This window comes from Streptomyces lichenis (assembly GCF_023218175.1).
GTDB lineage: Bacteria > Actinomycetota > Actinomycetes > Streptomycetales > Streptomycetaceae > Streptomyces > Streptomyces lichenis.
Window position 1 is genome coordinate 71,414 of record NZ_JALPTH010000017.1, and the last position, 26,095, is coordinate 97,508.

Genomic DNA, 26,095 nt, shown 5'->3' on the forward strand with positions numbered 1-26,095 from the left:
TGCACCGGTCCGGCCGCCCGCCCGCGTACGCCCCGTCTGGATCAGTTGGCGTTGACCAGGTCGTGCGCCGGTACGGTCACCGTGCGCTTGCCCGGCTTGCCGCCCAGCACGACCTTGCGCAGCGCGCTGTTGTTGTTGAGGTTGGTCTCCTTCAGCCGCTTCTCCGGGTTGGCCAGCACCTGGATGTAGTACGTGCCGTTGGGGAGGGTGGTGATGTCGAAGGACTGGCCCGGCAGGTCCTGGGTGTAGGTGTCACCGGAGCCGACGTCCAGCACCTCGCGGACGGAGATCGAGTTCTCCTGGCCGCAGGCGGTGGACAGGTCGGTGTTGTACGGGTGCCAGTTGGCGCCCTTCACCGTGTAGTCGACCGCGTCGGTGTTGGCCAGGCAGAAGGCCTCCTTGCCGCTGCGCACGGCCTCCTTCTGGTCCGCCTTCAGCAGCCGGTAGCTGGCGAAGTCGGTGAAGTGCCAGTGCACATGGCCCGGGCGCGGGTCCCACTCCATGGTGCCGGTCGGGGTGTAGCCGACCTGCTTGCCCTTGGCGTCGTAGAAGTACTGGAAGGCGTCCATCTTGGCCTTGCCCGGCGTGCGGAAGCCGTCCACCACGAGCTGCGCCGGACCGGCGTTCCAGACGTTGGCGCTGAAGGCCAGGTAGTCCTTGTTGGGGACGTCCTTGCCGCCGTCGCTGATGGTGATGCCGTACGCCGGCAGCGAGCGCAGGTCGGGCTTGGGGACGTTCGGGACGGCGGCCCGGCCGGTGGGCCGCTTGGCCAGCGGCTTCAGGGCGGGCGCCTGGCGCGAGCCGTCGGTGCGGCCACCGGTGTCACCGACCCGCAGCGACCGTCCGGCGGCCTGCTTCTTCGCCGCCCACGGCAGGGCCGGCGGGGCGGCCTTCAGCGGGCCGTGGCCCACGTTGTACGAGGGACCCGCGCCGCTCGTCTCCGGGGCGCCGGCCTGGGCGGGCGTCGGCTCGTGGCCGGGCATCCGGTGCCCCTCGTGGCCGGTGGCCGCCTGGTGCCCGGCGCCGTGGCCGGCGTGCCCGCCGGTCTTGGCGGAGCGGGCGGCGGCGCCCTGCGCCTCCTCCTCGTAGCTCTTCTCCACCACGGTCACCTTGACGGTGGCCGGCTTGTTCGCGATGCCGAACAGGTCCCGGTACTTCTTGGCCACGCCGACCTTGGCGGTGTACGCGCCGGCCTTCAGTTTCACCGGGGCGTCGCTGTAGGCGCCCGCGTAGGTGTTGGCGGCCCAGCCCTTCTCGACGCCCCAGACCGAGCCGAGGGTGAAGGCGTTGGTCGGGCAGCTCTCCGGATACTTGGAGGTGGAGGGCGCGTCGGGGCGCACCCGGCCGCTGGCGTTGTTCGGGCAGAAGGCCTCGTTGCGGGAGAGGACCTTCTTGCCGGCCTTGTCGGTGAGGGTGATCTCCACGAAGCCGGGCAGCCCGGAGAAGTCCTTCACCGTGCCCTTGGGCAGGGTCTTGGCCTTCGCCTTGCCGCCCTCGTAGACGGTCTGGGTGATGGTCACCGGGTCCTTGTAGGACTTCCGGGTCACCTTGAGCTCCAGCGGCGTCCCCTCGGCGGTGAGGTAGGTGCCGAGGTCCAGCCAGACGCCCGGCTCCTCCTTCCAGGAGGTGAGCGTCACCGCGTTGGTGGCGGCGATGAGGCGGAGCTTGGGCCCGGTGGGGGCCTTCGCCGCCTCGGGCGCGGCGGCGACGACGCCGGCGGTCACGGCGGTCACGGCGAGGGCCGTGGTGCCGGCGAGCAGCGGACGCCGCAGCCGGGTGGTGCGGGTTCTGGTCATCGTTCCCTCGTCTTCCGGGTACTGCGGGAAGAAAGCAGGGCGGCGGGCGGCATGTGCTCGACCGTGGAGTCGTCTGCCGGACCGGCGCGGTGAGGGGCGCTTGCTGTGCCCGCGCTGTGAGAGGCGCCACCCGGTCGCCCGGTTGCCCGGAGGGAGGGAAGCCCCCGGAGAATGGCCGGATCCCGCTGGGAGGAGCGAGATCCGGCCGTTGGTGTCTGTATGGCTTATCTGAGTGCAGTGATTCTGGTAGGGGAAAACGGCTGCGGTGTCAACTCCCGGTGAGCGCGTACCGCTTCAGCTCCCGGCGGGCCAGCGAGCGCTGGTGCACCTCGTCCGGGCCGTCGGCCAGCATCAGGGTCCGCGCGCCCGCCCACAGCTCGGCCAGCGGGAAGTCCTGGCTCACCCCGCCGGCGCCGTGCAGCTGGACGGCCCGGTCGAGGATGCCCACCACGGCCCGGGGGGTGGCGATCTTGATGGCCTGGATCTCGGTGTGCGCGCCCCGGTTGCCGACCGTGTCCATCAGCCAGGCGGTCTTCAGCACCAGCAGCCGCAGCTGCTCCACCGTCACCCGGGCGTCCGCGATCCACTCCTGGACCTGGCCCTGCGCGGCCAGCGGCCTGCCGAAGGCGGTCCGGGACACCGCCCGGCGGCACATCAGCTCGACGGCCCGCTCCGCCATGCCGATCAGCCGCATGCAGTGGTGGATGCGGCCGGGGCCCAACCGGGCCTGGGCGATGGCGAATCCGCCGCCCTCCTCGCCGATCAGGTGCGCCGCCGGGACCCGTACGTCCTCGAACACCACCTCGGCGTGGCCGCCGTGGGAGTGGTCCTCGTACCCGTACACCCGCATCGCGCGGCGGACGTCCACCCCGGGGGTGTCCCGGGGGACCAGGACCATCGACTGCTGGCGGCGGACGTCCGCTCCGTCCGGGTCGGTCTTGCCCATCACGATGAAGACGGCGCAGTCCGGGTTCATGGCGCCGGAGATGTACCACTTGCGGCCGTTGATCACGTAGTCGCCGCTGCCGTCGGCGGCCCGGTCGATCCGGGTCTCGATATTGGTGGCGTCCGAGGAGGCCACCTCCGGCTCGGTCATCGCGAACGCCGAGCGGATCTCACCCGCCAGCAGCGGTTCCAGCCACTGCTGGCGCTGCGCCTCGGAGCCGAACTGGGCCAGCACCTCCATGTTCCCGGTGTCCGGGGCGGCGCAGTTGAGCGCGGTGGGCGCCAGGTGCGGCGAGCGCCCGGTGATCTCGGCGAGCGGCGCGTACTGGAGGTTGGTCAGCCCCGCCCCGTACTCCTCGTCGGGCAGGAAGAGGTTCCACAGCCCCTGCCGCCGGGCCTCGGCCTTCAGCTCCCCGACCACCGCCGGGGTGTCCCACGGCGAGGCGAGCGCGGCCCGCTGCTCCTCGGCCACCGGCTCGGCCGGGTACACGTGCTCGTCCATGAAGGCGAGCAGCCGGGCCCGCAGCTCCTCGGTGCGCGCGTCGAACGCGAAGTCCATGATCGGCTCAGCCTTCCGTCAGCAAGTGCGAGGTGTGCGGGGCGCGGAGGGTGTGCAGGCCGTGCTCGGTGAAGACCGGCACCAGCTCGCCGATCCGGTCGAAGCCGGCGCCCACGGTCTGCCCCAGGGTGTAGCGGTAGTGGATGCCCTCCAGGATCACCGCGAGCTTGAACCAGGCGAACGCGGTGTACCAGGCGATGGCGGAGGTGTCCCGGCCCGAGCGGGCGGCGTACCGCTCGACCAGCTCGGCGGCGTCCGGGTGCCCGGCCGCGGTCGCCGTGGTGGAGATGGGGGAGCCGGGCAGGTCCAGCGGGGTGCTGTACATCACCAGCAGCCCCAGGTCGGTGAGCGGGTCGCCGAGCGTGGACATCTCCCAGTCCAGGACCGCCGCCACCCGGTCGCCGCCGTCCAGCAGCACGTTGTCCAGCCGGTAGTCGCCGTGCACCACGGTCGGGGCGGGGGAGTGGGGCAGCGCCCGGCCGAGCCCGGCGTGCAGCTCCTCGATACCGGCCAGCTCGCGGCTGCGGGAGGCGTCCAGCTGCTTGCCCCAGCGGCGCAGCTGGCGGTCGAGGAAGCCCTCCGGCCGGCCGAAGTCCGCCAGGCCCACCGACTCCGGGTCCACCGCGTGCAGTTCGACCAGGGTGTCCACCAGGCCGAGGACGGCCGCCCGGACGCGCTCCGGGCCGAGCGGGGCGAGCTGCTCGGCGGTGCGGTACGGCGTACCCGCCACATGCTCCATCACATAGAACGGCGCCCCGAGCACCGACTCGTCCTCGCAGAGCGCGAGCGGCTCGGGCACCGGCACCGCCGTCGGGTGCAGGGCGCTGATCACCCGGTGCTCGCGCCGCATGTCATGGGCGGTCGCCAGCACATGGCCGAGCGGCGGCCGGCGCACCACCCAGCTGCCGGTGCCGTCGGTGACGGTGTACGTGAGGTTGGAGCGGCCGCCCTCGATCAGCCGGCCGGTCAGCGGCCCGGCCACCAGGCCGGGCCGGACGCGGTCCAGGAAGCCGCGCAACTGCTCGGGGTCGAGGCCGGGCGGCGGGGCTGGACTCATCGGGGGCACCTCCGGGGCGGCGCCCGGGCACCGTGGAGGCGGGCCCGGGGTGGGTCGGCGATCTACTGGGAGGCAGTCTGACCGACCAGTCGGTATGCCGTCCAGTGCGCGCCCGCCCCTCGCCCGGGGGTCCGGTGGCTCAGTGGTCGTCCCAGTGCCCGTCATGGGCGGGCGGCGTGCCGGTGGCCGTCGTGCGGGGTGTGTTCCTGGTGCTGGAGCGTCGCCATGGCCGGCTCCCTCGCATCCGTACGGGTGATATGTCCAGCTTAGGGCGGCTGGCCTGGCTGGGTGGTGACGCCGGGAGGGCCGCTGGCTCGGCTCGGTGGTGACGCCGGGAGGCCCCCGCTCGACACCAGGCAGGCCCGCGCTCACGCCAGAAGCGCTGCGTGCACGTCAGCAGAGCCCCCCTCACACCAGCAGGGCCCCGCTCACCCCAGCAGAGCCCCGCTCACACCAGCAGGGCGACCGCGAAGCAGGCCAGCGCCAGGGAGCAGGCGGCCGCCGCCGTGGCCGTGCGCGGGGTCAGCCCCGGCGGGCGGGGTGCCGCCAGCGCCCGCATCCGGCGGTGGGCCACCGCCAGGAACGCCACCCAGACCAGCAGCGACAGCGCCGCGCCGATGATCCCCGCCGGGTCGGCCGGTCCGTCGGCCACGCACTGCCGGGCCGCCAGCACGGCCGCGACCGTGGCCGAGAGGGTGGTCCGCCGCCAGGCCAGCCGGGTGCGCTCCGGCTGGAGCCCCGGGTCGCGCGCCGCCCCGCCGGCCGGGCCCGCCGCCATCAGCCGTGCCGGCGCAGCAGCACGGCGAGCACCATGGTGGCGGCGACCGCGCCGACCGCCAGGCTCAGCAGCGCGGGGAAGCGGCTGACCGGCAGGTCCTCGCCGCGCCGCATGGCCCGCTCGCACCGCACCCAGTGGTTGACCGCCCGCAGCGCGCACAGCGCCCCGGCGGCGAGCAGCGCCAGGGCCAGGCCCACCCGGGCGCCCCAGCGCAGGTCCGGCAGGAACTGGTCGACCGCGAAGCCGCCGCCGACCAGGGCGAGCGCGGTGCGCACCCACGCCAGGAAGGTGCGCTCGTTGGCGAGGGAGAACCGGTAGTCGGGGGTCTCCCCCTCCTCCCGGATCCGGCGCGGCGCGAACCAGAGCCGCAGATCCCGTACGAAGTCGCTCACATGATCACACTAACGGGGTGGCCTGGTCCCGGCGCTGCCGGACACCTCCCTCCGGTGCTTCCGCAGCAGCTCGTAGGCGGCCAGCCCGTCCGGCACCCAGGGCCAGTCGTCGAGCCGCGCCCGCACCTCCTCCTCCGGCAGGAAGGCGTGCCAGGCCACCTCCTCCACCTGCGGACGCACCGGCAGCGCGCACCGCACCTGGTACACCGCCGACCACCAGGAGCCGAACCCGCCGGCGTCCTCATAGAGGAAACGGAACAGCGGCTGCGGCGGCTCCAGCCCCCGTACCCCCAGCTCCTCCTCCGCCTCGCGCAGCGCGGCCGCGTCGTACCCCTCGCCCGCGCCGACCACCCCGCCCACGAACATGTCGTAGTGGGACGGGAAGAGCAGCTTCCCGGGTGTGCGGCGGTGCACGAAGATCCGCCCCTCCGCGTCCCGCGCCAGCACGAACACGCAGCGGTGGCGCAGCCCCAGGGCGTACACCTCGCCCCGGGCCCGCTGCTCCACCACCCGGTCCCGCTCGTCCACCACGTCCAGGATCTCGTCCGCCGGGTTCACCGGCCGCTCCGGATCGGTCAGATCAGTCATGCAGGCATGGAACCACCCTCGGATCCTGCGAGGCCCCCCGTCCGGACCGTTGACGTGTTACCCCCGGGTACGGAGGATCGAGCCCGGGAGCGGAGGACCGCGCCGGGGAGCGAGAGGAACGGGAAGCCCATGGCGTACGACGCCGATGTGATCGTGATCGGGGCGGGGCTGGCCGGGCTGGTGGCCACCGCCGAGCTGGTGGACGCCGGACGCAGTGTCATCCTGCTCGACCAGGAGCCCGAGCAGTCCCTCGGCGGCCAGGCGCACTGGTCCTTCGGCGGGCTCTTCCTGGTCGACTCGCCCGAGCAGCGCCGGATGCGCATCCGGGACAGCCGCGCCCTCGCCCTCCAGGACTGGCTGGGCACCGCCGGCTTCGACCGCCCCGAGGACCACTGGCCGCGCGAGTGGGCCGAGGCGTACGTGGACTTCGCGGCCGGCGAGAAACGGCCCTGGCTGCACCGGCAGGGGGTGCGCTTCTTCCCGGTGGTCGGCTGGGCCGAGCGCGGCGGCTACGACGCCACCGGCCACGGCAACTCGGTGCCGCGCTTCCACATCACCTGGGGTACGGGCCCCGGGCTGCTCGCCCCCTTCGAGCGGCGGGTGCGCGCGGGCGCCGAACGGGGCCTGGTCCGGTTCGCCTTCCGGCACCGGGTCACCGGCCTGTCCCGTACCGCCGGCGCGGTGGACACCGTCACCGGCGAGATCCTCATCCCCTCCGACGCCGAGCGCGGCACCGCCTCCTCCCGCGAGGTGAGCGGCGCCTTCGAGTACCGCGCCCAGGCGGTGGTCGTCACCTCCGGCGGCATCGGCGGCAACCACGACCTGGTCCGCGCCCACTGGCCGAAGCGGCTCGGCACCCCGCCCGGGAAGCTGCTCTCCGGCGTCCCCGCCCATGTGGACGGGCTGATGCTGGACGTGGCGGGCGGGGCAGGGGCGCGGCTGGTCAACCGGGACCGGATGTGGCACTACACCGAGGGCATCGAGAACTGGAACCCGATCTGGGCCCGGCACGGCATCCGGATCCTGCCCGGCCCGTCCTCGCTCTGGCTGGACGCCACCGGCCGCCGGCTGCCCGTCCCGCTCTTCCCCGGCTTCGACACCCTCGGCACGCTGGAGCACATCACCCGCTCCGGGCACGGCCACACCTGGTTCGTGCTCAACCAGCGGATCATCGGCAAGGAGTTCACCCTCTCCGGCTCCGAGCAGAACCCGGACCTGACGGGCCGTTCGGTCCGCGGGGTGGTCGACCGGGCCCGCGCCGACGTCCCGGCCCCGGTCAAGGCGTTCATGGACCACGGCGTTGACTTCGTGGTGGAGCGCGACCTCGCCTCCCTGGTCCGGGGGATGAACGCCCTCACCGAGGAGCCGCTGATCGACGAGGCGGCACTGCGCCGCGAGATCACCGCCCGGGACCGGGAGATCGCCAACCCGTTCACCAAGGACCTCCAGATCACCGCGATCCGGGGCAGCCGCCGCTACCTCGGCGACCGGCTCATCCGCACCGCCACCCCGCACCGCATCCTGGACCCGGCCGCCGGACCGCTGGTCGCCGTGCGCCTCAACATCCTCACCCGCAAGTCGCTGGGCGGCCTGGAGACCGACCTCTCCTCCCGGGTTCTCACCGACGGCGGCGAGCCGCTGCCCGGCGTCTACGCGGCCGGGGAGGCCGCCGGCTTCGGCGGCGGGGGAGTGCACGGCTACCGCTCCCTGGAGGGCACCTTCCTGGGCGGCTGCCTCTTCTCCGGCCGCGCCGCGGGGCGGGCCGCGGCCCGCGAGGTGGGGTGACGTGCCGTCACGGCCCCGGGGGCGCAGGCGTCACAACACCAGTGACAGCAGCAGCACGAACACGATCCCGCACACCGAGATGATCGTCTCCATCACCGACCAGGTCTTGATCGTCTGGCCGACGGTCATCCCGAAGTACTCCTTCACCAGCCAGAACCCGGCGTCGTTCACATGGCTGAAGAAGAGCGAGCCCGCGCCGATCGCCAGCACCAGCAGCGCCGCGTGCGTGGTCGACATGTCCGCCGCCAGCGGCGCCACCAGGCCCGCCGCGGAGATCGTCGCCACCGTCGCCGAACCGGTCGCCAGCCGGATCGCCACCGCGATCAGCCAGCCCAGCAGCAGCGCCGGGATCGACCAGTTCTCGGAGAGGTCCAGGATCATCCGGCCCACCCCGATGTCGATCAGGGTCTGCTTGAAGCCGCCGCCGGCGCCGACGATCAGCAGCACGCCCGCGATCGGGGCGAGCGAGGACTCCACGGTCGAGGAGAGCCGCCCCCGGGTGAACCCGGCCGCCCGGCCGAGCGTGAGCATCCCGACGAGCACCGCCGCCAGCAGGGCGATCAGCGGCTGGCCGACGATGTCGGTGACCCGCTGGAGGTGGTTCTCCGGGTCGTCCACCACGATCTCCACCAGCGCCTTGACCAGCATCAGCACCACCGGCAGCAGCACGGTGGCCACCGTGGCGCCGAAGCCGGGACGGCGGTCGAGGTCCTCCGAGGCGCGCTGCGGGATCATCCGGTCCGGGGCCGGGATGTCCACCCAGCGGGCCGCGTAGCGGGAGAAGAGCGGACCGGCGATGACCACCGTCGGGACGGCCACCACCAGGCCGAGCGCCAGCGTCACCCCGAGGTTGGCCCCGATGGCGTCGATCGCGACCAGCGGGCCGGGGTGCGGCGGGATGAGCCCGTGCATCACCGAAAGCCCGGCCAGCGCCGGGATGCCGATCCGCATCAGCGAGTAGTTGCCGCGCTTGGCCACCAGCAGCACCACCGGGATCAGCAGCACGATGCCGACCTCGAAGAAGAGCGGCAGCCCGATCACCGAGGCGATCAGCACCATCGCCCAGGGCATGGCGCGCCCGCTCGCCCGGGCCAGGATGGTGTCCACGATCTGGTCCGCGCCGCCCGAGTCGGCGAGCAGCTTGCCCAGGATGGCGCCCAGCGCGATGAGCACACCGACGCCCGCGACGGTCGTGCCGAGGCCGGCGGTGAAGGAGGTGATGGTGTCGCCCAGCGGCGCGCCCGCGAAGGCGCCCAGCAGGAGCGAGCCGATGGTCAGCGCCAGGAAGGCGTGGAGCTTGAACCGGGTGATGAGTACGACGATGACGGCGATGCCCGCCAGGACGGCGATGCCCAGTCGGGCGTTGCCGGCCGAGGTGATCGGCTCGGCGGCGCCGGCTGCCAGCATCTCGACGTTGAGACTGGTCACAGGGGGTCCTCGGGTTGGTCGCGGGGCCCGGCGGGTCGCCGGACGGGCGGGGGAGGCGGAGGGGGAAGGCGGAGGTGAGGGGCCCGGGGGCGGGGATCCTACGGGGCCGGGGCGAGCGCGTCCGCCCGGCGCAGCGCGGCGACGGCCCGCTCGGCGATCTGCTCGGGGGTGCCGGCCACGTCGACCGCCACCCCGGCCTCGTCCGCGCCCAGCGGCTGGAGCGCGGCGAACTGGGAGTCCAGCAGCGCGGTCGGCATGAAGTGGCCCTTCCGCTCGGCCATCCGCCGCTCCACCAGGGCCCGGTCGCCGGTCAGATGGAGGAAGACCGCGCCGGGGGCGGCGGCCCGCAGCCGGTCGCGGTAGGCCCGCTTCAGCGCCGAGCTGCTCACCACCCCGCCGAGTCCGGCCCGGCCGTGCGCCCACCGCCCGATGGCGTCCAGCCAGGGGGCGCGGTCCGCGTCGTCCAGCGGGACGCCGGCCGACATCTTGGCGATGTTCGCCGCCGGGTGGAAGTCGTCGCCCTCGGCGTAGGGGACGCCCAGGCGCTCGGCGACCAGCGGGCCGATGGTGGTCTTGCCCGTCCCGGCCACGCCCATCACGACGACGACCGGGGGGTGGTCCGGGTTCTCGGGGTTCTCCGGCGGGGTCATGGCGGAGGGTGCCTCGCTGTCCTGGTGCGGGCGGCCGCGCGGGGTCCTCGTCGACCTCGCGGGGGGACGCCGGGATCGGTGTCCGTCGCCGCACACTGAAACCCATCGGATACGACGTATTCAAGAGGTCGTGACTAAAAAGTCATACTTAATTGGTGGCGGCTAGGCTGAGCGCATGACGACTTCGGCCCGGGGGCTCCATACGCAGGTGCTGGACGGCCTGGGTCTGGCCATCACGGCCGGCGAGTACCCGCCCGGCAGCGTCCTGCGCACCGACGAGGTGGCCCAGCGGTTCGAGGTCTCCCGCACCGTGGTCCGCGAGGTGGTCCGGGTCCTGGAGTCGATGCACCTGGTGGAGTCCCGGCGCCGGGTCGGGGTGACGGTCCGGGCCGCCGAGCAGTGGAACGTCTACGACCCCCAGGTCATCCGCTGGCGGCTGGCCGGCGCCGACCGCCCCCGCCAGCTCCGCTCGCTGACCGTGCTGCGCTCCGCCGTGGAGCCGGTGGCCGCCGGGCTCGCCGCCGCCCACGCCACCCCCGAGCAGTGCCGGGAGCTCACCGAGCAGGCCCTCGGCATGGTCGCCACCTCGCGCGGCCGGCAGCTGGAGGCGTATCTGGTGCACGACATCGCCTTCCACCGGGTGGTGCTGGGCGCCTCCGGCAACGAGATGTTCGCCCGGCTCGGCGATGTGGTGGCCGAGGTGCTGGCCGGCCGCACCCACCACCAGGTGATGTTCGAGGACCCCGACCCGGCCGCGGTGACCCTGCACGTCCAGGTCGCCGAGGCGGTACGGGCCCGGGACGGCCGCCGCGCCGAGGAACTCACCCGCGAGATCGCCGTGGGCGCCCTGAAGGAGCTGGACGTCCTCGCCCCCTGAGCGGTCCCGAGGGCGTCACCCGAGCCGCACCGTCGCCCCTGGTGGCCCTCGCCGCCCGGTCGCGCCGGAGCCCGGCTGATCCGGGCCGATGCGGCCACCCGGGCGAACCTCGCCTAAGCTGCGCACCGCCCGTCCATCGCGCGGCAACCTCAAAAACCCCTCAAATCAGCTCTTACGTGACATGGGCCACAGCGTTACGGCGGTGTTGCCGTGACTATGTGACCTGGCCTTCTGCGTGGTGACCCACCCCCTTCACCGGCGTACGGCGGCTCCTCCCGCACGACCCCTCACAAAGGCGACTTCCCAGATGAGTGACCGCACCGTGGCTGCGGCCGACACCCAGAGCCCCGGTTCGCCGGCGGCGGGTGCCCCCCACATCGACGCCGGTGACGCCGGTTACAGCAAGGACCTCAAGTCCCGGCACATCAACATGATCGCCATCGGTGGCGCGATCGGCACCGGGCTCTTCCTCGGCGCCGGCGGCCGCCTGGCGGGCGCGGGTCCGTCCCTGGCCATCGCCTACGCCGTCTGCGGCGTCTTCGCCTTCTTCGTCGTCCGGGCCCTCGGCGAGCTGGTGCTCTACCGTCCGTCCTCCGGCGCCTTCGTCTCCTACGCCCGTGAGTTCATGGGCGAGAAGGGGGCCTACTCGGCGGGCTGGCTGTACTTCCTGAACTGGTCGACCACCGCCGTCGCCGACATCACCGCGGCCGCGACCTACGCCCACTTCTGGGCCATGTTCAGCGACGTCCCGCAGTGGATCCTCGCCCTGATCGCGCTCGCGGTCGTGCTCACCGCCAACCTCATCTCGGTGAAGTACTTCGGCGAGATGGAGTTCTGGTTCGCCATCGTCAAGGTCGCCGCGCTGGTGGTCTTCATGCTGGTGGGCATCTTCCTGGTGGTCACCCAGCACGAGGTCGGCGGCCACACCCCGGGCCTGTCCACCATCACCGACAGCGGCGGCATCTTCCCCCTCGGCATGGTGCCGATGCTGATGGTCGTCCAGGGCGTCGTCTTCGCCTACGCCTCCGTCGAGCTGTGCGGTGTCGCGGCCGGTGAGACCGAGAACCCCGAGAAGATCATGCCGAAGGCGATCAACTCGATCATGTGGCGGGTGGGCCTGTTCTACGTCGGCTCGGTGGTGCTGCTCGCGCTGCTCCTGCCGTACACCTCGTACTCCGCCGGCCAGAGCCCCTTCGTCACCGTCTTCGACAAGCTGGGCGTCCCCGGGGCGGCCGGCGTGATGAACCTGGTCGTGCTCACCGCCGCGCTCTCCAGCCTGAACTCCGGCCTCTACTCCACCGGCCGCATCCTGCGCTCGATGGCGATGGCCGGCTCCGCGCCGAAGTTCACCGCCCGGATGAACAAGGGCCAGGTCCCCTACGGCGGCATCCTGCTCACCGCCGCCTTCGGTGTGCTGGGCGTCGGCCTCAACTACGTCGTCCCCGGCGAGGCCTTCGAGATCGTGCTGAACCTCGCCTCCATCGGCATCCTCGGCACCTGGGGCATGATCATGCTCTGCTCGCTGCTGTTCTGGAAGCGCTCCGAGCAGGGCCGGGTCGAGCGCCCCTCGTACCGGCTGCCCTGGGCCCCGTACACCCAGATCGTCACCCTGGTGTTCCTGGTGACCGTGCTCGGCCTGATGTGGTGGGGCGGCGGCGTCGGCCGCACCACGGTCAACTGCCTGCCGCTGATCGCCGCGGCCCTGGTCGGCGGCTGGTTCGTGGTCCGCAGGCGGGTCACCGCGCTGGCCGCCGCCCGCCCCCTGGACTGACGGGCGCCGGCACCACCCCCGTACCACCCGCGACCCCCGCCGGAGCACTGCCCGGCGGGGGTCGCGGTGTGTGGCGGGTGCGCGATAGTGGACCGTACAGGCAACATCATCGAGGCGTGACGAAGGGACGGCGTGCCATGACGCAGCAGGTCCGCGGGGTGATCGCACCCGGACGCGACGAGCCGGTACGGGTCGAGACCATCACCATCCCCGACCCCGGACCCGGCGAGGCCGTGGTGAGGATCCAGGCCTGCGGGGTGTGCCACACCGATCTGCACTACAAGCAGGGCGGCATCAACGACGACTTCCCCTTCCTGCTCGGCCATGAGGCCGCCGGCACCGTGGAGTCGGTCGGCGAGGGCGTCACCGACGTGGCCCCCGGCGACTTCGTGATCCTCAACTGGCGGGCCGTCTGCGGCCAGTGCCGGGCCTGTCTGCGCGGCCGCCCCTGGTACTGCTTCGACACCCACAACGCCAAGCAGAAGATGACCCTGGCCGACGGCACCGAGCTCACCCCGGCCCTGGGCATCGGCGCCTTCGCCGAGAAGACCCTGGTCGCCGCCGGGCAGTGCACCAAGGTGGACCCGGCCGCCTCCCCGGCCGTCGCCGGGCTGCTGGGCTGCGGGGTGATGGCCGGCATCGGCGCCGCGATCAACACCGGGAACGTCGGCCGGGGCGACTCGGTCGCCGTCATCGGCTGCGGCGGTGTCGGGGACGCGGCGATCGTCGGCTCCCGGCTGGCCGGGGCGGCCCGGATCATCGCCGTCGACGTGGACGACCGCAAGCTGGCCAAGGCCACCGAGGTCGGTGCCACCCACACCGTCAACTCCCGCACCACCGACCCGGTCGAGGCCATCCGCGAACTCACCGGCGGCTTCGGCGCGGACGTGGTCATCGAGGCGGTCGGCCGCCCCGAGACGTACACCCAGGCCTTCTACGCCCGCGACCTGGCCGGCACCGTCGTCCTGGTCGGCGTCCCCACCCCGGAGATGAAGCTCGAACTGCCCCTGCTGGACGTCTTCGGCCGCGGCGGATCGCTGAAGTCCTCCTGGTACGGGGACTGCCTGCCCTCCCGGGACTTCCCGATGCTCATCGACCTGCACCAGCAGGGCCGGATCGACCTGTCCGCCTTCGTCACCGAGACCATCGCCCTGGACGAGGTCGAGAAGGCCTTCGGCCGGATGCACGAGGGCGACGTCCTCCGCTCGGTGGTGGTCTTCTGATGACCGGCACCGCACGGATCGACCACCTCACCACCTCCGGCACCTTCAGCCTGGACGGCGGCACCTGGGACGTCGACAACAACGTCTGGATCGTCGGCGACGACACCGAGGCGATCGTCATCGACGCCGCCCATGACGCCGAGGCCATCGCCGCCGCCGTCGGGGACCGCCGCCTCCTCGCCATCGTCTCCACCCACGCCCACAACGACCATATCGACGCCGCCCCCGCCCTCGCCGAGGCCACCGGCGCCCCGATCCTCCTCCACCCCGACGACCTCCCCCTCTGGCGCCAGACCCACCCGAACCGCGCCCCCGACGGCGAACTCACCGACGGCCAGGTCCTCACCGTCGCCGGCACCGAGCTGACCGTGCTGCACACCCCCGGCCACGCGCCCGGTGCCGTCTGCCTGCACGCGCCCGCCCTGGCCACCGTCTTCACCGGGGACACCCTCTTCGCCGGCGGTCCCGGCGCCACCGGCCGCTCCTTCTCCTCCTTCCCCACCATCATCGACTCCCTGCGCGACCGCCTCCTCAGCCTCCCCGCGGACACGGTCGTCCGCACCGGACACGGCGACACCACCACCATCGGCGACGAGGCCCCCCACCTCGCGGAATGGATCGAACGCGGCCACTGACCGCCGCCGGGCCCCGGTCGAGACCACCGTCCCGGCCGGGGCTCAACGCCACGCGGCCAGCCGCCGCCCGCTCCCGAACCGCAGCTCCGCCCCCGTCACCGGATCGGTGAACTCCAGCGCCCGCGCCAGCAGTTGCAGCGGCCGCCCGAAGTCCTCCGGCTCTTCCTCCGGCCGGACCACCGGATACAGCGGGTCGTTGAGGATCGGCACCCCCAGCGCGTCCATGTGCACCCGCAGCTGATGCGTCCGCCCGGTCATCGGCATCAGCCGGTAGAGCCCGCGCGGGCCATCGCGCCCCACCAGCTCGACCCGGCTCTCGCTGTTGGGCTCCCCGGGCTCCTGGTACGCCGCCGGGACCCCCCGCTCCTTCACGATCCGGCTGCGCACCGTCACCGGCACGGTGAGCGCCGGATCGTACGGCGCCACCGCCTCGTACTCCTTGCGCACCAGCCGGTCCCGGAAGAGCGTCTGGTACGCGCCCCGGTCCTCCGGCCGCACCACCAGCAGCACCAGCCCGGCGGTCAGCCGGTCCAGCCGGTGCGCGGGCTGGAGCGCGGGCAGCCCGAGGTCGTGCCGCAGCCGGGCCACCAGCGTCTCGGTGACATGCCGCCCGCGCGGGGTGGTCGCCAGGAAGTGCGGCTTGTCCGCGACCACGATCCGCTCGTCCCGGTGCACCACCTCCACCGCGAACGGCACCCGCACCTCCGGCGCCAGGTCCCGGTGGAACCAGAGCAGCCGCCCCTCCCGGTACGGCTCCTCCGCCCGTACCGCCGTGCCGTCGGCCCCCACGAAGCGGCCCTCGGCCAGCATCGCGTCCACCCGCTCCGGGCCCACCGCCGCCGCGTACCGGGCCAGCAGATGGTCCCGTACCGTCGCCCACGCCCCGCCGGGATCGGCCGGCAGCCGCACCCGTACGGGATCGATCCCCGCCCGCTGCGGCAGCGGCGCCGCCGGCGGCCTCGTCCTTCGTCGCACCGCCCCACGGTAGCCGCCGTTTGACCTGCGGCCCGCCGCCCGCTTTCCTTGCCCCCGGACGTGGCGGGGAGGGGGTACGGGCATGGCGGCCGGACGGCGGTTGGGGCGGGGTTTCGGCTGGCTGTGGGCCGCGTACGCGGCGAGCACCTTCGGCACCTGGGTGGCCTTCGACGCCTTCGCGCTGGTCGCCATCCTGGTGCTGCACGCCGGTCCGGCCGAGGTGTCGCTGCTGGCGGCCGCCGGTCCGGCCGTCGGGGCGCTGGCCGCGGTGCCGTTCGGCCCCTGGGTGGAGTTCCGCCGCAAGCGGCCGGTGATGGTCGCGATGGACCTGCTCCGGTGCGCCGCGCTGCTCAGCGTCCCCGCCGCCTACGCGCTGGACCGGCTCGGCCTGGTCCAGCTGCTGGTCGTGGCGGTGGTGGTCGGCGCCGCCGACATCGCCTTCACCGCGGCCGCCGGGGCCTGCCTCAAGGCGCTGGTACGCCCGGACGACCTGGTCGTCGCCAGCGGCCGCCTGGAGTCCACCACCTGGACCGCCACCCTCCTCGGTCCCCCTCTCGGCGGGGCGCTGACCGGGCTGCTCGGCCCGGTGGCGGTGGTACTGGCGAACGCGGCCGGCTATCTGCTCTCGGCCCTCGGCGTCCGCACCATCGGCGGCGCCGAACCCCGTCCGGCACGGCCGGTGCGCCCGCCGGGAAGCGCGGTGGTCCGGCGTAGCGCCGAGGTGTCGGCCGGCTGGCGGTACATCCTGGCCGATCCGGTGCTGCGTCCGCTGTTCGTCCACACGGTGCTGGTGAACGCCCTGATCCTGGCCGTCTCCCCGGTGCTGGCCGTGCTGATGCTCGGCGAGCTGGGCTTCGCGCCCTGGCAGTACGGGCTGGCCTTCGCCCTGCCCTGCGCGGGCGGGCTGATCGGCTCCCGGCTGGCCGGCCGGCTGGTCGACCGGTTCGGCGCGCGGCGGGTCCTGCGCACCGCCGGCACCCTGCGGGTGTGCTGGCCGCTCGCTCTGGCCTTCACCGGCCCGGGCACCGGCGGGCTGGTCCTGGTCCTGCTGGTCCAGTCCGGCATGCTGCTGTGCATCGGCGTCTTCAACCCGGTGTACGCGGCCCTCCGGCTGCGGCGGGTCCCGGCCGACCGCACCGCCCGCACCCTGGCCGCCTGGTCGGTCACCGGCAAGGCCGCCGTCGCCGCACTGACCGCGCTCTGGGGCCTGCTGGCCGGCCTGACCGGCCCCCGCCCGGCGATCGCGGCCGCCGGTCTGCTCCTCCTCGCCACCCCGCTGCTGCTGCCCACGGCCACCGCCCCGGACGACCACCCCGAACCGGCCCGTTCCTGAGCCCGCGCCCGCGTGAGGGGCGCTCACCCCCCGCCGAGCAAACCCGCGTATCCCGCCAGCACCGCCTCGATCCGCTGCCACGCCTCCTCGTCCCGCGGTACGGGGTCCAGGGCGCGGCCCTCGCCGAAGCCCCAGTCCGCGGCCAGCGCGACCGGGTCGCCCCCGCCCGCCGCGCCCGCGGCCAGCGCGGCGGCGCCCAGCGCGACCAGCTCGGTGCCGCGCGGCAGCACCACCGGGCGCCCGGACAGCCGCCGTACCGTCTCCACCCACATCCGGCCGCGCGCCCCGCCCCCGGTCAGCCGCAGCGGGACACCGCCGGCCACACCGCCCGGCAGCGCCTCCAGCGCGCGCAGCACCGTGAACACCGCCCCCTCGTAGGCCGCGCCCAGCAGCTGCCGGCCGCTGGTGGCGTGCCGCAGCCCGGTCAGCAGCCCCGAGGCGCCCGGCAGGTCCGGGGTGCGCTCCCCGTCCAGATACGGCAGCAGCACCGCCTCCCCGCCCGGCTCGGCGTCCTCCCGCTCCAGCCCCAGCAGCCCCGCCACCCGGTCCACCGCGAGCGTGCAGTTCAGCGTGCAGCCCAGCGGCAGGTACACCCCCGCACCGTCCGCGGCGGCGAACCCGGCGAGCGCGGCCACCGCCGGGCGCTCCCGGGTGGCCGCGAACACCGTGCCGGAGGTGCCCAGCGAGACCACCGGATGGTCCAGCAGCCCCGCCCCACCGAGGCCCAGACCCACCGCCGCCGCCATGTTGTCCCCGGTCCCGGCGGCCACCGCGATTCCCTCCGGCAGCCCCAACTCCTCGGCCGCGGCGGCACTCAGCCCGCCCACCCGGCTGCCGCCGGACGGCGCGAGCTCCGGCAGCAGGGCCCGCTCCAGCCCGATCAGCTCCAGCAGCTCCGGGTCGTAGGCGTGGGTGGCGGTGCTGTACCAGAGGGTGCCCGAGGCGTCCCCGGGGTCGGTGGCGGGGACACCGCACAGCCGCTCGGTGAGATGGTCGTGCGGCAGCCGCACCCCGGCCACCGCCGCCGCGGTCCGCGGCTCGTGCTCCACCAGCCAGCGCCACTTGGCCGCCGTCATCGAGGCCACCGGCACCGACCCGGTCCGCGCCAGCCACCCCTCCACCCCCAACTCCCCGGTGAGCGCGGCGGCCTGCGGCGCTGCCCGGGTGTCGTTCCACAGCAGCGCCGGCCGCAGCGGACGCCCGGCCGCGTCCTGCACCACCAGCCCGTGCTGCTGCCCGGCGACCGCGATCCCGGTGATCCGGTGCGTACCGCCCGATCCCGGCCCACCCGCCGCCCGCACCTCCGCCAGCGCCGCCCCGACGGCGTCCACCAGCGCCCGCCACCACTGCCCCGGATCACTCTCCCGGGCCCCCGCCGCCCCGGTGACGGTGTGCGGGGCACGGCCGGCGGCCAGCACCCGGCCCGTTCCCGCCTCCACCACGACGGCCTTGGTGGACTGCGTGGAGCTGTCCACCCCGATCACGGCCGCGGACGACGACGGCGCCATCCCGCTCACCCCGCTTCCCTCTCCGCTCTCCGCGCTCCGGCCTCTTGGCGGTGCGCCGCCCGTAGCGTATTAGTAATGCCAGAAAACAAATACCCCCCACACGCCCGGTTCCGCGCCGGAGTCACCATCCCCAGTCCCGAGGAGAGCACCCGCCATGCCGGACCGCCACACCCCCACCCCCCAGGACCGCTTCACCTTCGGCCTGTGGACCGTCGGCTGGCAGGGCGCCGACCCCTTCGGCACCGCCACCCGCCCCGCCCTGGACCCGGTGGAGTCCGTCGAACGGCTCGCCGCGCTCGGCGCGTACGGGGTCACCTTCCACGACGACGACCTCATCCCCTTCGGCGCCTCCGAGGCCGAACGCGAGGCCGTCGTCAAGCGGTTCCGCGACGCCCTGGACCGCACCGGGCTGAGGGTGCCGATGGCCACCACCAACCTCTTCACCCACCCGGTCTTCAAGGACGGCGGCTTCACCGCCAACGACCGCGACGTCCGGCGGTACGCGCTGCGCAAGACGATCCGCAACATCGACCTCGCCGTGGAGCTCGGCGCCGGGATCTACGTCGCCTGGGGCGGCCGCGAGGGCGCCGAGTCCGGCGCCGCCAAGGACGTCCGCACCGCGCTCGACCGGATGAAGGAGGCCTTCGACCTGCTCGGCCAGTACGTCTTGGAGCAGGGCTACGAGCTGCGCTTCGCCATCGAGCCCAAGCCCAACGAGCCGCGCGGCGACATCCTGCTGCCCACCATCGGCCACGCCCTCGCCTTCATCGAGCGGCTGGAACGCCCCGAACTCGTCGGCGTCAACCCGGAGACCGGCCACGAGCAGATGGCCGGACTCAACTTCCCGCACGGCATCGCCCAGGCCCTGTGGGCGGGCAAGCTGTTCCACCTCGACCTCAACGGCCAGTCCGGCATCAAGTACGACCAGGACCTCCGCTTCGGCGCCGGCGATCTGCGCCAGGCGTTCTGGCTGGTGGACCTGCTGGAGACGGCCGGCTACCAGGGGCCGCGCCACTTCGACTTCAAGCCGGTGCGCACCGACGGCTTCGACGGCGTGTGGGAGTCGGCCCGCAACTGCATGCGCAACTACCTGATCCTCAAGGAGCGCGCCGCCGCGTTCCGCGCCGACCCCGAGGTGCGCGAGGCCCTGCGCACCTCCCGCCTGGACGAGCTGGCCCGCCCCACCGCCGAGGACGGTCTCGCCGCCCTGCTCGCCGACCGCTCCTCCTACGAGGACTTCGACGCGACCGCCGCCGCCGGCCGCTCCATGGCCTTCGAGCGCCTGGACCAGCTCGCCCTGGACCACCTCCTCGGCGTCCGCTGACGCCCTGCGGAACCATGGCGGCGCCGTCCCCGCGGGCGCCCTACCGTGCCACCCCGGCCCCGCACTACCGTGCCGGTGTGGATCTCTTCTCCGGTGTGGACCTCTTCGTACGCTCCTGGGCGGCGCTGCGCGCGGCGGTCGCCGAGCTTCCGGACCAGGACTTCGCGCGGCCGTCCGGCTGCGCGGGCTGGCTGGTGCGGGACCTGGTGTGCCACCTGGTCATCGACGCCCAGGACGTGCTGATCACCCTGGCCACCCCCGACGACGGGGAGGCCACCGTCGACGCGGTGACCTACTGGAACCTCCAGGACGCCCCGCCCACCGGGGACGACCCGCTGGACGCGCTGACCGTCCGGCTGGCCGCCGCCTACCAGGACCCGGGACTGCTGCGGTTCCACCTGGACGACATCGGCTCCGCCGCGGGCCGCGCCGCCGTGCTCGCCGACCCGGCCGCCCGGGTGAGCACCCAGGACCAGGTCCTGACCGCGGCCGACTACCTCACCGCGTACGTCCTGGAGTGGACGCTGCACCATCTCGACCTGGCCGCCCACCTCCCGGCCGTACCGCCACCCCCGGCCGAGGGCCTGGCCCGGGCCCGGTCGCTCCTGGAGGAGATCGCGGGCGCCCCCTTCCCCGCCGCCCTCACCGACACCGACGCCCTGCTGCTGGGCACCGGCCGCCGGTCACCCACCGAGGCCCAGCGAACCGAACTGGGCTCCCTGACCGACCGGTTGCCCCTCCACCTCGGCTGACGCCCGGCCCCCTCAGCCAAGAGGCGGCGCGGCATGACCGGCCGGGTCGGCCAGCACCCCGCGGACCACCACCGCCGCCGCACCCCGGGCCGCGTCCCCCGACGAGGACGAGGCCCGCAGCCGGCCGCTGCCCGCCGCCCACAGCCCGGACACCACCCGCTCGGCCAACTCCCGTTCCGCCGCCGGGCCCAGCCACTCCATCAGCGGCCGGAACACGCCGCCCAGCACCACCGCGTCCGGGTCCAGCAGGTTCACCGCACCCGACACCGCCAGCCCCAGCATCCGCCCGGCCCGCTCCAGCGCCTCCACCGCCCGGGGCTCGCCCCGCCGGGCCCGCGCCGCCAGCTCCGCCACACCCGCCGCCCCCGCCGACTCCTCGATGCCCGCGCCCCGCAGCAGCGCCGCCTGCCCCGCGTACCGCTCCAGGCAGCCCCGCGACCCGCACCGGCAGCGCGGCCCGTCGGCGTCCACCACCAGATGCCCGATCTCCCCGGCGAACCCGTGCGCCCCGCGCAGCAGCGACCCGTCCACCACCAGCGCCCCGCCCACCCCGATCTCCCCGGTCAGATACACGAAACTGCGCGCCCCGGAGGCTCTACCCGCCTCCCCGAACCACAGCTCCGCCAGCGCCGCCGCGTTGGCCTCGTTGTCCACCCCGACCGCGAGCACCCCGAGCCCCGCCGCGAACAACTCCTCCGCGCCCACCCGGTCCCACCCCAGATTGGGCGCCTGCCGGACCGAGCCGCCCGACACCAGCCCGGGCAGCGCCAGCCGCGCCCCGACCGCCCGGAGCCCCCGCCCCGCCGCCTCTTCCAGCGCCCGCCTGGCCATCCGCGCGGCCCGCGCCAGCACCTCCTTGGGCGGAACGCCCCGGTTGTCCCGGTGCTCGGTCAGCCGCACCCGGTCCGTCCCGGCCAAATCCACCACACACACCGACACATAGTCGACGTTGACCTCCACCCCGAGCCCCGCCGGACCGGTGTCCGCCACCCGCAGCGCGGTCCCCGGCCGCCCGGCCTGCCCGCTGAAGGTCTTGCCCCGCTCGCTCAGGAAGCCGCCCGCGAGCAGCTGCTCCACCAGCGAGGACACCGCCGCCCTGGTCAGCCCCACCCGCGCCGCCACCGCCGCCCGGGTCGCCTCGCCCTCCTCGTACACCGCGCGCAGCACCAGGCTCAGATTGTGCCGCCGCACGGTGTCCTTCCCGGCCTTGGCGTCCCTGCCGTCCCCGCCCCGGGACGGCTCACACGTGCTGTTCATCGTGCGCCCGAGCCTATGCGAGCCCCCGGTGCGGTGGGCCTGGCGGTGGGGAAACACGACAAAGCGCGGGCCCGGCCGTGAAGCCGTACCCGCGCGATGGGCTGTGCGCCCGTGCGTTTCCGCATATGTGCTGAGTGTCCGAGGGGGGACTTGAACCCCCACGCCCGATAAAGGGCACTAGCACCTCAAGCTAGCGCGTCTGCCATTCCGCCACCCGGACCAGGTGTCTGTCTCGCGGCCTGGGGCCGTTCCGACGTGGAAAACCATAGCAAACATTCGGGGCGCCCGATCACCCGCCCGAGCGGCGTCCGCCGGTGCCCGGCCGGGCCCGGAACCGCCTTGGGCGTACGGCGGGGGAGCGGGGAGGATGGGGGCAGGAACCGTCAGCCACAGCCAGCCGGGAGGAAGAAGCGTGAGCGAGTCGAGCCAGGCGCGGACCACCGCCGTCACGGGCGAGGACGAGGTCGTCGACCTCTGCCGCGACCTCATCCGGATCGACACCAGCAACTACGGCGACCACTCCGGCCCGGGGGAGCGGGCGGCCGCCGAGTACGTCGCGGAGAAGCTGGCCGAGGTCGGACTCGAACCGAGGATCATCGAGTCCCACAAGGGCCGCGCCTCCACGGTCGCCCGGATCGCCGGCGAGGACCCGTCGCGGCCGGCGCTGCTGATCCACGGGCACACCGACGTCGTCCCGGCCAACGCCGAGGACTGGACGCACCACCCGTTCTCCGGGGAGATCGCGGACGGCTGCGTCTGGGGGCGCGGCGCGGTCGACATGAAGGACATGGACGCGATGACCCTGGCGGTCGTCCGCGACCGGCTGCGCAGCGGCCGCAAGCCGCCGCGCGACGTGGTGCTGGCCTTCCTCGCCGACGAGGAGGCCGGCGGCACCTACGGGGCCCGCTACCTGGTCGACAAGCACCCCGACCTCTTCGAGGGGGTCAGCGAGGCCATCGGCGAGGTCGGCGGCTTCTCCTTCACCGTCAACGAGAACCTGCGGCTGTACCTGGTGGAGACCGCCCAGAAGGGCATGCACTGGATGCGGCTGACCGTGGACGGCACCGCCGGGCACGGTTCGATGACCAACAACGACAACGCCATCACCGAGCTGTGCGAGGCGGTCGGCCGGCTGGGCCGGCACACCTGGCCGGTCCGGGTCACCAAGACCGTACGGTCGTTCCTGGACGAGCTGTCCGACGCGCTGGGCACCCCGCTGGACCCGGACGACATGGAGGCGACCCTCGCCAAGCTCGGCGGCATCGCCAAGATGATCGGCGCCACCCTGCGCAACTCGGCCGCCCCCACCATGCTGGGCGCCGGCTACAAGGTGAACGTCATCCCCGGCCAGGCCACCGCGCATGTGGACGGCCGCTTCCTGCCCGGTCACGAGGAGGAGTTCCTCGCCGACCTCGACCGGATCCTCGGCCCCCGGGTCCGCCGCGAGGACGTGCACGCCGACAAGGCCCTGGAGACCACCTTCGACGGCGACCTGGTGGACGCCATGCAGTCCGCGCTGCGCGCCGAGGACCCGATCGCCCGCGCCGTGCCGTACATGCTCTCCGGCGGCACGGACGCCAAGTCCTTCGACGACCTCGGCATCCGCTGCTTCGGCTTCGCGCCGCTGAAGCTCCCCCCGGAGCTGGACTTCGCCGGGATGTTCCACGGCGTGGACGAGCGCGTCCCGGTGGACGGCCTGAAGTTCGGGGTACGGGTGCTGGACCGCTTCCTCGACGCCAGCTGACCCCCGCCCGGCCCGGGTGGCCGGTCCCGCCGCGCGCCGCCGCGACACCGCCGACCTGCGGTGTCGCGGCGGCGCGCGGCCTTGCGCACGGGTCGCACACCGGTCGCACCCGGCCGTGCCCACGGCATCGCGCGCGGCATTAGTCGGCTGAAACGACACTCCAATAATCGCCTGCGTGTGCCCCTCCGACCGGAAAGGGTGAACGGCACCACCGGCGCGTAGCCCTCTTCCCTCCCTGTCGTTACAGGTGTGCGGTCCGCGGCTGGGACCGCATTGCCAACTAGGAGGAATGATGATCAAGAAGATCGCCGCCGTCGCGGCTGCCGCGGGTGGCCTGATGCTGGCGGGCGCGGGTATGGCCGTCGCCGACGCGGGCGCGCAGGGCGCCGCTGTGGGCTCCCCGGGCGTCCTCTCGGGCAACCTCGTCCAGGTGCCGATCAACGTCCCGATCAACGCCTGCGGCAACACGGTGAACGTCATCGGCCTGCTGAACCCGGCCTTCGGCAACACCTGCATCAACAAGTGACGTTGAGCCCTCTCCCCTAGCGGTCCGCTAGTGGTCCACGTCCGGCCGGCCCCGGAGCGCGCGCCATGCGCTCCGGGGCCGGCGGGCATTGCGGGCCCGTGCTTGCCGGACCGCACCATGCCCGCGGGCGAGGTGCCCGGGGTACTCAAGGAAGCCTGGAAGGCAGGAAACCAGCAATGCGACAGGTCACGCGCAAGGGCCTGACCCTCATCGCGGCCGCGGGCGGCGTGCTCGCCCTCGGCGGGGGTTACGCGCAGGCGCACGGCGGTGCCGGCGCCGAAGGTGCGGCGGCGAACTCCCCCGGCGTCGGCTCCGGCAACGCCGTCCAGGCGCCGGTGAGCGTCCCGGTGAACGCGTGCGGCAACTCCGTCAACGTGGTCGGCGCCCTCAACCCGTCCTTCGGGAACAAGTGCGTCAACCAGGGCAGCGGGGCGCACGCCGCCGGCACGACCAGCAACTCCCCGGGCGTCGCCTCCGGCAACAACGTCCAGGCCCCGGTCACCGTCCCGGTCAACGCCTGCGGCAACAGCGTGAACGTGGTCGGCGGACTCAACCCGACCTTCGGCAACAAGTGCCAGAACGGCCACGCGGGCCACGAGCCGGGCAAGCCGGGCCACCCCGGCAACCCGGGAAATCCCGGCAACCCGGGCAACCCCGGCAACCCTGGGAACCCCGGCAATCCGGGGAACCCCGGGAACCCGGGCAACCCCGGCCAGCCTGGGAACCCCGGCAACCCCGGTGAGCCCGGCAACCCGGGGAACCCCGGCAACCCCGGAAACCCGGGTGAGCCCGGTAACCCCGGCACTCCGGGCAACCCCGGCACCCCCGGCAAGCCCCACACCCCCGGCACTCCGGACGAGCCGACCGGGCCCAGCACCCCGGAGACCCCGACCGACACTCCGCAGAAGGACGACGAGCTGGCGCTCACCGGTGCCGCCCCGCTCGGGGCGATCATCCCCGCCGCCGGGGCGCTGCTGCTCGGTGGCGCGGTCCTCTACCGGCGCGCCCGCCGGGCCGCGTAACCGCCGCACCCGGGCCACCGCGCTCGCGCTCCCGCGCCCGGCGCTCCCCACCGCGCGCCATGACCGTCCGCGCGCCCGGCCCTGAGGGCCCGGCCATGAAGCGGGGCGGCCCTGATCCCAGGGCCGCCCCGCTTCCGGTCTCCGGTCCTCGTCCGGGCCTCCTCCTGCGGGCCCGGTGTCCGCGTTCCCCCGGTTCGCTGTCCTCCCGGCTGCGGGTCCGGGGCTACCAGGTGGCCCGGACCTGGCGGATGATCCGCCGTCGCAGGCGGACCCGGCGGCTGCCGTCGCGCATCAGGCTCAGGCGGTCCAGCTCCCAGTGTCCGTACTCGGCATGGTCGGTGAGCAGACGGGTGGCGTCCTTGCGGGAGACCCCGCGAGGGACGTACACGTCGACGAATTCGTATTCCGGCATCGCATCTATTGTGCGGCCACCCGCCCGGTACGGATAGCGTCTGCACTATGTCTGATGCTGCGCAGCCCACCGCTGCCGAGGTACGTGCCGCCGCCGAGGCGGTCAAGGCCGCACTGGACCGGCACCTGGAGGCGGTGGAGAACCGCACCGGTGAAGACGACCCGGCCGTCCACGCGGCCTTCAACGCCCTGGCCGCCGCGGCCGAGGCCTACGACGAGCGCCTCTACGACCGGTACGACGAGGTCACGCCCTTCGAGATCCCGGGCGTGGAGGACTCCCTGCCGCCCTACCAGGGCCCGACCGAGCCGAACGCGCTGACGGTGCTGATCCGGCGGGACTACGCGGTGGTCGAGCCGCAGAGACTGCTGGCGCAGGCGCAGCGCGTCGCCGACCTGGACCGGGGCGAGGACGAGGGCGCGGACGCCGTCGCCATGGTCGGCGTCAGCACCCATGCCGCGCTGGGGGTGCTCTTCGGCGAGTTCGAGCCCGACGAGATCGCCTCCCGGCACGCCGAGTTCGGCTTGGAGGAGGGCGACTCCACGCTCTGGGTCGCCGCCGCGGACGAACTCCCCGAGCCGGGGGAGTGGCTGAGCACCCCGTTCGACCAGGCCGAACCGGGCCGGGTGATCTGCCGGTTCGACGTCAGCGCGGTCTTCGACGAGGACGACTTCCAGGACAGCCCCGGCCCGGCCCCCCGCCGCGACTCCGCCTGACCGCGCCCCCGCGACGGGGCCCCGGCCCCACCGCCCCACCCGGCC

Annotated in this window: 24 protein-coding genes and 1 tRNA gene; 12 read left to right on the forward strand and 13 right to left on the reverse strand. The window is 73.9% G+C overall.

What is annotated here, in order from left to right:
* Positions 1-41: 41 nt before the first annotated feature.
* From M1O15_RS18315 to M1O15_RS18340, 6 genes are all read right to left on the reverse strand, one after another.
* A complete protein-coding gene (locus M1O15_RS18315) occupies positions 42-1,796 on the reverse strand; it encodes a lysyl oxidase family protein (RefSeq protein ID WP_248635009.1) in 1,755 nt (584 codons plus the stop codon).
* Positions 1,797-2,064: 268 nt separating this feature from the next.
* Positions 2,065-3,300, reverse strand: coding sequence for an acyl-CoA dehydrogenase family protein (locus M1O15_RS18320; RefSeq protein WP_248635010.1), 1,236 nt, complete (start codon positions 3,298-3,300; stop codon positions 2,065-2,067).
* A 7-nt stretch (positions 3,301-3,307) separates the two neighbouring features.
* Positions 3,308-4,357, reverse strand: a complete 1,050-nt coding sequence (locus M1O15_RS18325) for a phosphotransferase family protein (protein WP_248635011.1) — start codon at positions 4,355-4,357, stop codon at positions 3,308-3,310.
* Between the two features lie 448 nt (positions 4,358-4,805).
* Positions 4,806-5,135 carry a DUF202 domain-containing protein gene (locus M1O15_RS18330; RefSeq protein ID WP_248635012.1) on the reverse strand — a complete coding sequence of 110 codons (330 nt, stop codon included), beginning with the start codon at positions 5,133-5,135 and terminating at the stop codon, positions 4,806-4,808.
* Entirely contained in the window at positions 5,135-5,527 is a 393-nt protein-coding gene (locus M1O15_RS18335) for a YidH family protein (protein WP_248635013.1), read from the reverse strand. Before M1O15_RS18335 ends, M1O15_RS18330 begins: the two co-directional genes overlap by 1 nt.
* A 9-nt stretch (positions 5,528-5,536) precedes the next feature.
* Entirely contained in the window at positions 5,537-6,115 is a 579-nt protein-coding gene (locus M1O15_RS18340; protein WP_248635014.1) for an NUDIX domain-containing protein, read from the reverse strand.
* A 129-nt stretch (positions 6,116-6,244) separates the two neighbouring features.
* On the opposite strand from M1O15_RS18340, the gene M1O15_RS18345 reads away from it, so the two are divergent.
* The gene (locus M1O15_RS18345) at positions 6,245-7,900 is read left to right on the forward strand and encodes an FAD-binding dehydrogenase (protein WP_248635015.1); all 1,656 of its coding nucleotides are present in this window, start codon (positions 6,245-6,247) and stop codon (positions 7,898-7,900) included.
* Positions 7,901-7,930: 30 nt separating this feature from the next.
* Here M1O15_RS18345 and M1O15_RS18350 read toward each other — a convergent pair whose 3' ends face one another.
* On the reverse strand, positions 7,931-9,328 hold the full coding sequence (locus M1O15_RS18350; RefSeq protein ID WP_248635016.1) for a GntP family permease: 1,398 nt from the start codon (positions 9,326-9,328) through the stop codon (positions 7,931-7,933).
* Between the two features lie 98 nt (positions 9,329-9,426).
* Positions 9,427-9,978, reverse strand: a complete 552-nt coding sequence (locus M1O15_RS18355) for a gluconokinase (RefSeq protein WP_248635017.1) — start codon at positions 9,976-9,978, stop codon at positions 9,427-9,429.
* A 175-nt stretch (positions 9,979-10,153) separates the two neighbouring features.
* On the opposite strand from M1O15_RS18355, the gene M1O15_RS18360 reads away from it, so the two are divergent.
* The 4 genes from M1O15_RS18360 to M1O15_RS18375 all read left to right on the forward strand — a co-directional run bounded on the left by M1O15_RS18360 (position 10,154) and on the right by M1O15_RS18375 (position 14,484).
* A complete protein-coding gene (locus tag M1O15_RS18360; RefSeq protein ID WP_248635018.1) occupies positions 10,154-10,855 on the forward strand; it encodes a FadR/GntR family transcriptional regulator in 702 nt (233 codons plus the stop codon).
* Between the two features lie 307 nt (positions 10,856-11,162).
* A complete protein-coding gene (locus tag M1O15_RS18365; RefSeq protein ID WP_248635019.1) occupies positions 11,163-12,626 on the forward strand; it encodes an amino acid permease in 1,464 nt (487 codons plus the stop codon).
* Positions 12,627-12,763: 137 nt separating this feature from the next.
* Positions 12,764-13,849: an S-(hydroxymethyl)mycothiol dehydrogenase gene (locus M1O15_RS18370; protein WP_248635020.1), complete on the forward strand. Its 1,086-nt coding sequence runs from the start codon at positions 12,764-12,766 to the stop codon at positions 13,847-13,849.
* On the forward strand, positions 13,849-14,484 hold the full coding sequence (locus M1O15_RS18375) for an MBL fold metallo-hydrolase (protein ID WP_248635021.1): 636 nt from the start codon (positions 13,849-13,851) through the stop codon (positions 14,482-14,484). The genes M1O15_RS18370 and M1O15_RS18375 overlap by 1 nt, the downstream gene beginning before the upstream one ends.
* 42 nt (positions 14,485-14,526) lie before the next feature.
* On the opposite strand, the gene M1O15_RS18380 is transcribed toward M1O15_RS18375, so the two are convergent.
* On the reverse strand, positions 14,527-15,459 hold the full coding sequence (locus M1O15_RS18380) for a pseudouridine synthase (protein WP_248635022.1): 933 nt from the start codon (positions 15,457-15,459) through the stop codon (positions 14,527-14,529).
* A gap of 82 nt (positions 15,460-15,541) precedes the next feature.
* On the opposite strand from M1O15_RS18380, the gene M1O15_RS18385 reads away from it, so the two are divergent.
* Entirely contained in the window at positions 15,542-16,792 is a 1,251-nt protein-coding gene (locus tag M1O15_RS18385; protein ID WP_248635023.1) for an MFS transporter, read from the forward strand.
* A 23-nt stretch (positions 16,793-16,815) separates the two neighbouring features.
* Here M1O15_RS18385 and xylB read toward each other — a convergent pair whose 3' ends face one another.
* On the reverse strand, positions 16,816-18,300 hold the full coding sequence (xylB, locus tag M1O15_RS18390) for a xylulokinase (protein ID WP_248635024.1): 1,485 nt from the start codon (positions 18,298-18,300) through the stop codon (positions 16,816-16,818).
* 154 nt (positions 18,301-18,454) lie between these two features.
* Between xylB and xylA the strand changes: the two genes are divergently transcribed.
* Together xylA and M1O15_RS18400 are read left to right on the forward strand one after the other, a co-directional pair.
* Positions 18,455-19,624: a xylose isomerase gene (xylA, locus tag M1O15_RS18395; RefSeq protein WP_248635025.1), complete on the forward strand. Its 1,170-nt coding sequence runs from the start codon at positions 18,455-18,457 to the stop codon at positions 19,622-19,624.
* Between the two features lie 95 nt (positions 19,625-19,719).
* The gene (locus M1O15_RS18400; RefSeq protein WP_248635088.1) at positions 19,720-20,376 is read left to right on the forward strand and encodes a maleylpyruvate isomerase N-terminal domain-containing protein; all 657 of its coding nucleotides are present in this window, start codon (positions 19,720-19,722) and stop codon (positions 20,374-20,376) included.
* Positions 20,377-20,388: 12 nt separating this feature from the next.
* Here M1O15_RS18400 and M1O15_RS18405 read toward each other — a convergent pair whose 3' ends face one another.
* Together M1O15_RS18405 and M1O15_RS18410 are read right to left on the reverse strand one after the other, a co-directional pair.
* Complete coding sequence (locus tag M1O15_RS18405; protein WP_248635026.1) at positions 20,389-21,633, reverse strand: ROK family protein; 1,245 nt, start codon at positions 21,631-21,633, stop codon at positions 20,389-20,391.
* 135 nt (positions 21,634-21,768) lie between these two features.
* Positions 21,769-21,853: transfer RNA gene (locus M1O15_RS18410), tRNA-Leu, on the reverse strand.
* A gap of 192 nt (positions 21,854-22,045) precedes the next feature.
* Here M1O15_RS18410 and M1O15_RS18415 point away from each other — a divergent pair.
* The 3 genes from M1O15_RS18415 to M1O15_RS18425 all read left to right on the forward strand — a co-directional run bounded on the left by M1O15_RS18415 (position 22,046) and on the right by M1O15_RS18425 (position 24,925).
* On the forward strand, positions 22,046-23,377 hold the full coding sequence (locus M1O15_RS18415) for a M20/M25/M40 family metallo-hydrolase (protein WP_248635027.1): 1,332 nt from the start codon (positions 22,046-22,048) through the stop codon (positions 23,375-23,377).
* A gap of 292 nt (positions 23,378-23,669) precedes the next feature.
* Positions 23,670-23,903, forward strand: coding sequence for a chaplin (locus M1O15_RS18420; RefSeq protein WP_248635028.1), 234 nt, complete (start codon positions 23,670-23,672; stop codon positions 23,901-23,903).
* A 176-nt stretch (positions 23,904-24,079) separates the two neighbouring features.
* Positions 24,080-24,925: a chaplin gene (locus tag M1O15_RS18425; RefSeq protein ID WP_248635029.1), complete on the forward strand. Its 846-nt coding sequence runs from the start codon at positions 24,080-24,082 to the stop codon at positions 24,923-24,925.
* 223 nt (positions 24,926-25,148) lie between these two features.
* Here M1O15_RS18425 and M1O15_RS18430 read toward each other — a convergent pair whose 3' ends face one another.
* Positions 25,149-25,337 (reverse strand): DUF5703 family protein, encoded by a 189-nt coding sequence (locus M1O15_RS18430; protein WP_007380901.1) that lies wholly within the window; start codon positions 25,335-25,337, stop codon positions 25,149-25,151.
* A 47-nt stretch (positions 25,338-25,384) separates the two neighbouring features.
* Here M1O15_RS18430 and M1O15_RS18435 point away from each other — a divergent pair, with 47 nt between their 5' ends.
* Positions 25,385-26,050, forward strand: coding sequence for a hypothetical protein (locus tag M1O15_RS18435; protein WP_248635030.1), 666 nt, complete (start codon positions 25,385-25,387; stop codon positions 26,048-26,050).
* The last annotated feature ends 45 nt before the right edge of the window (positions 26,051-26,095 follow it).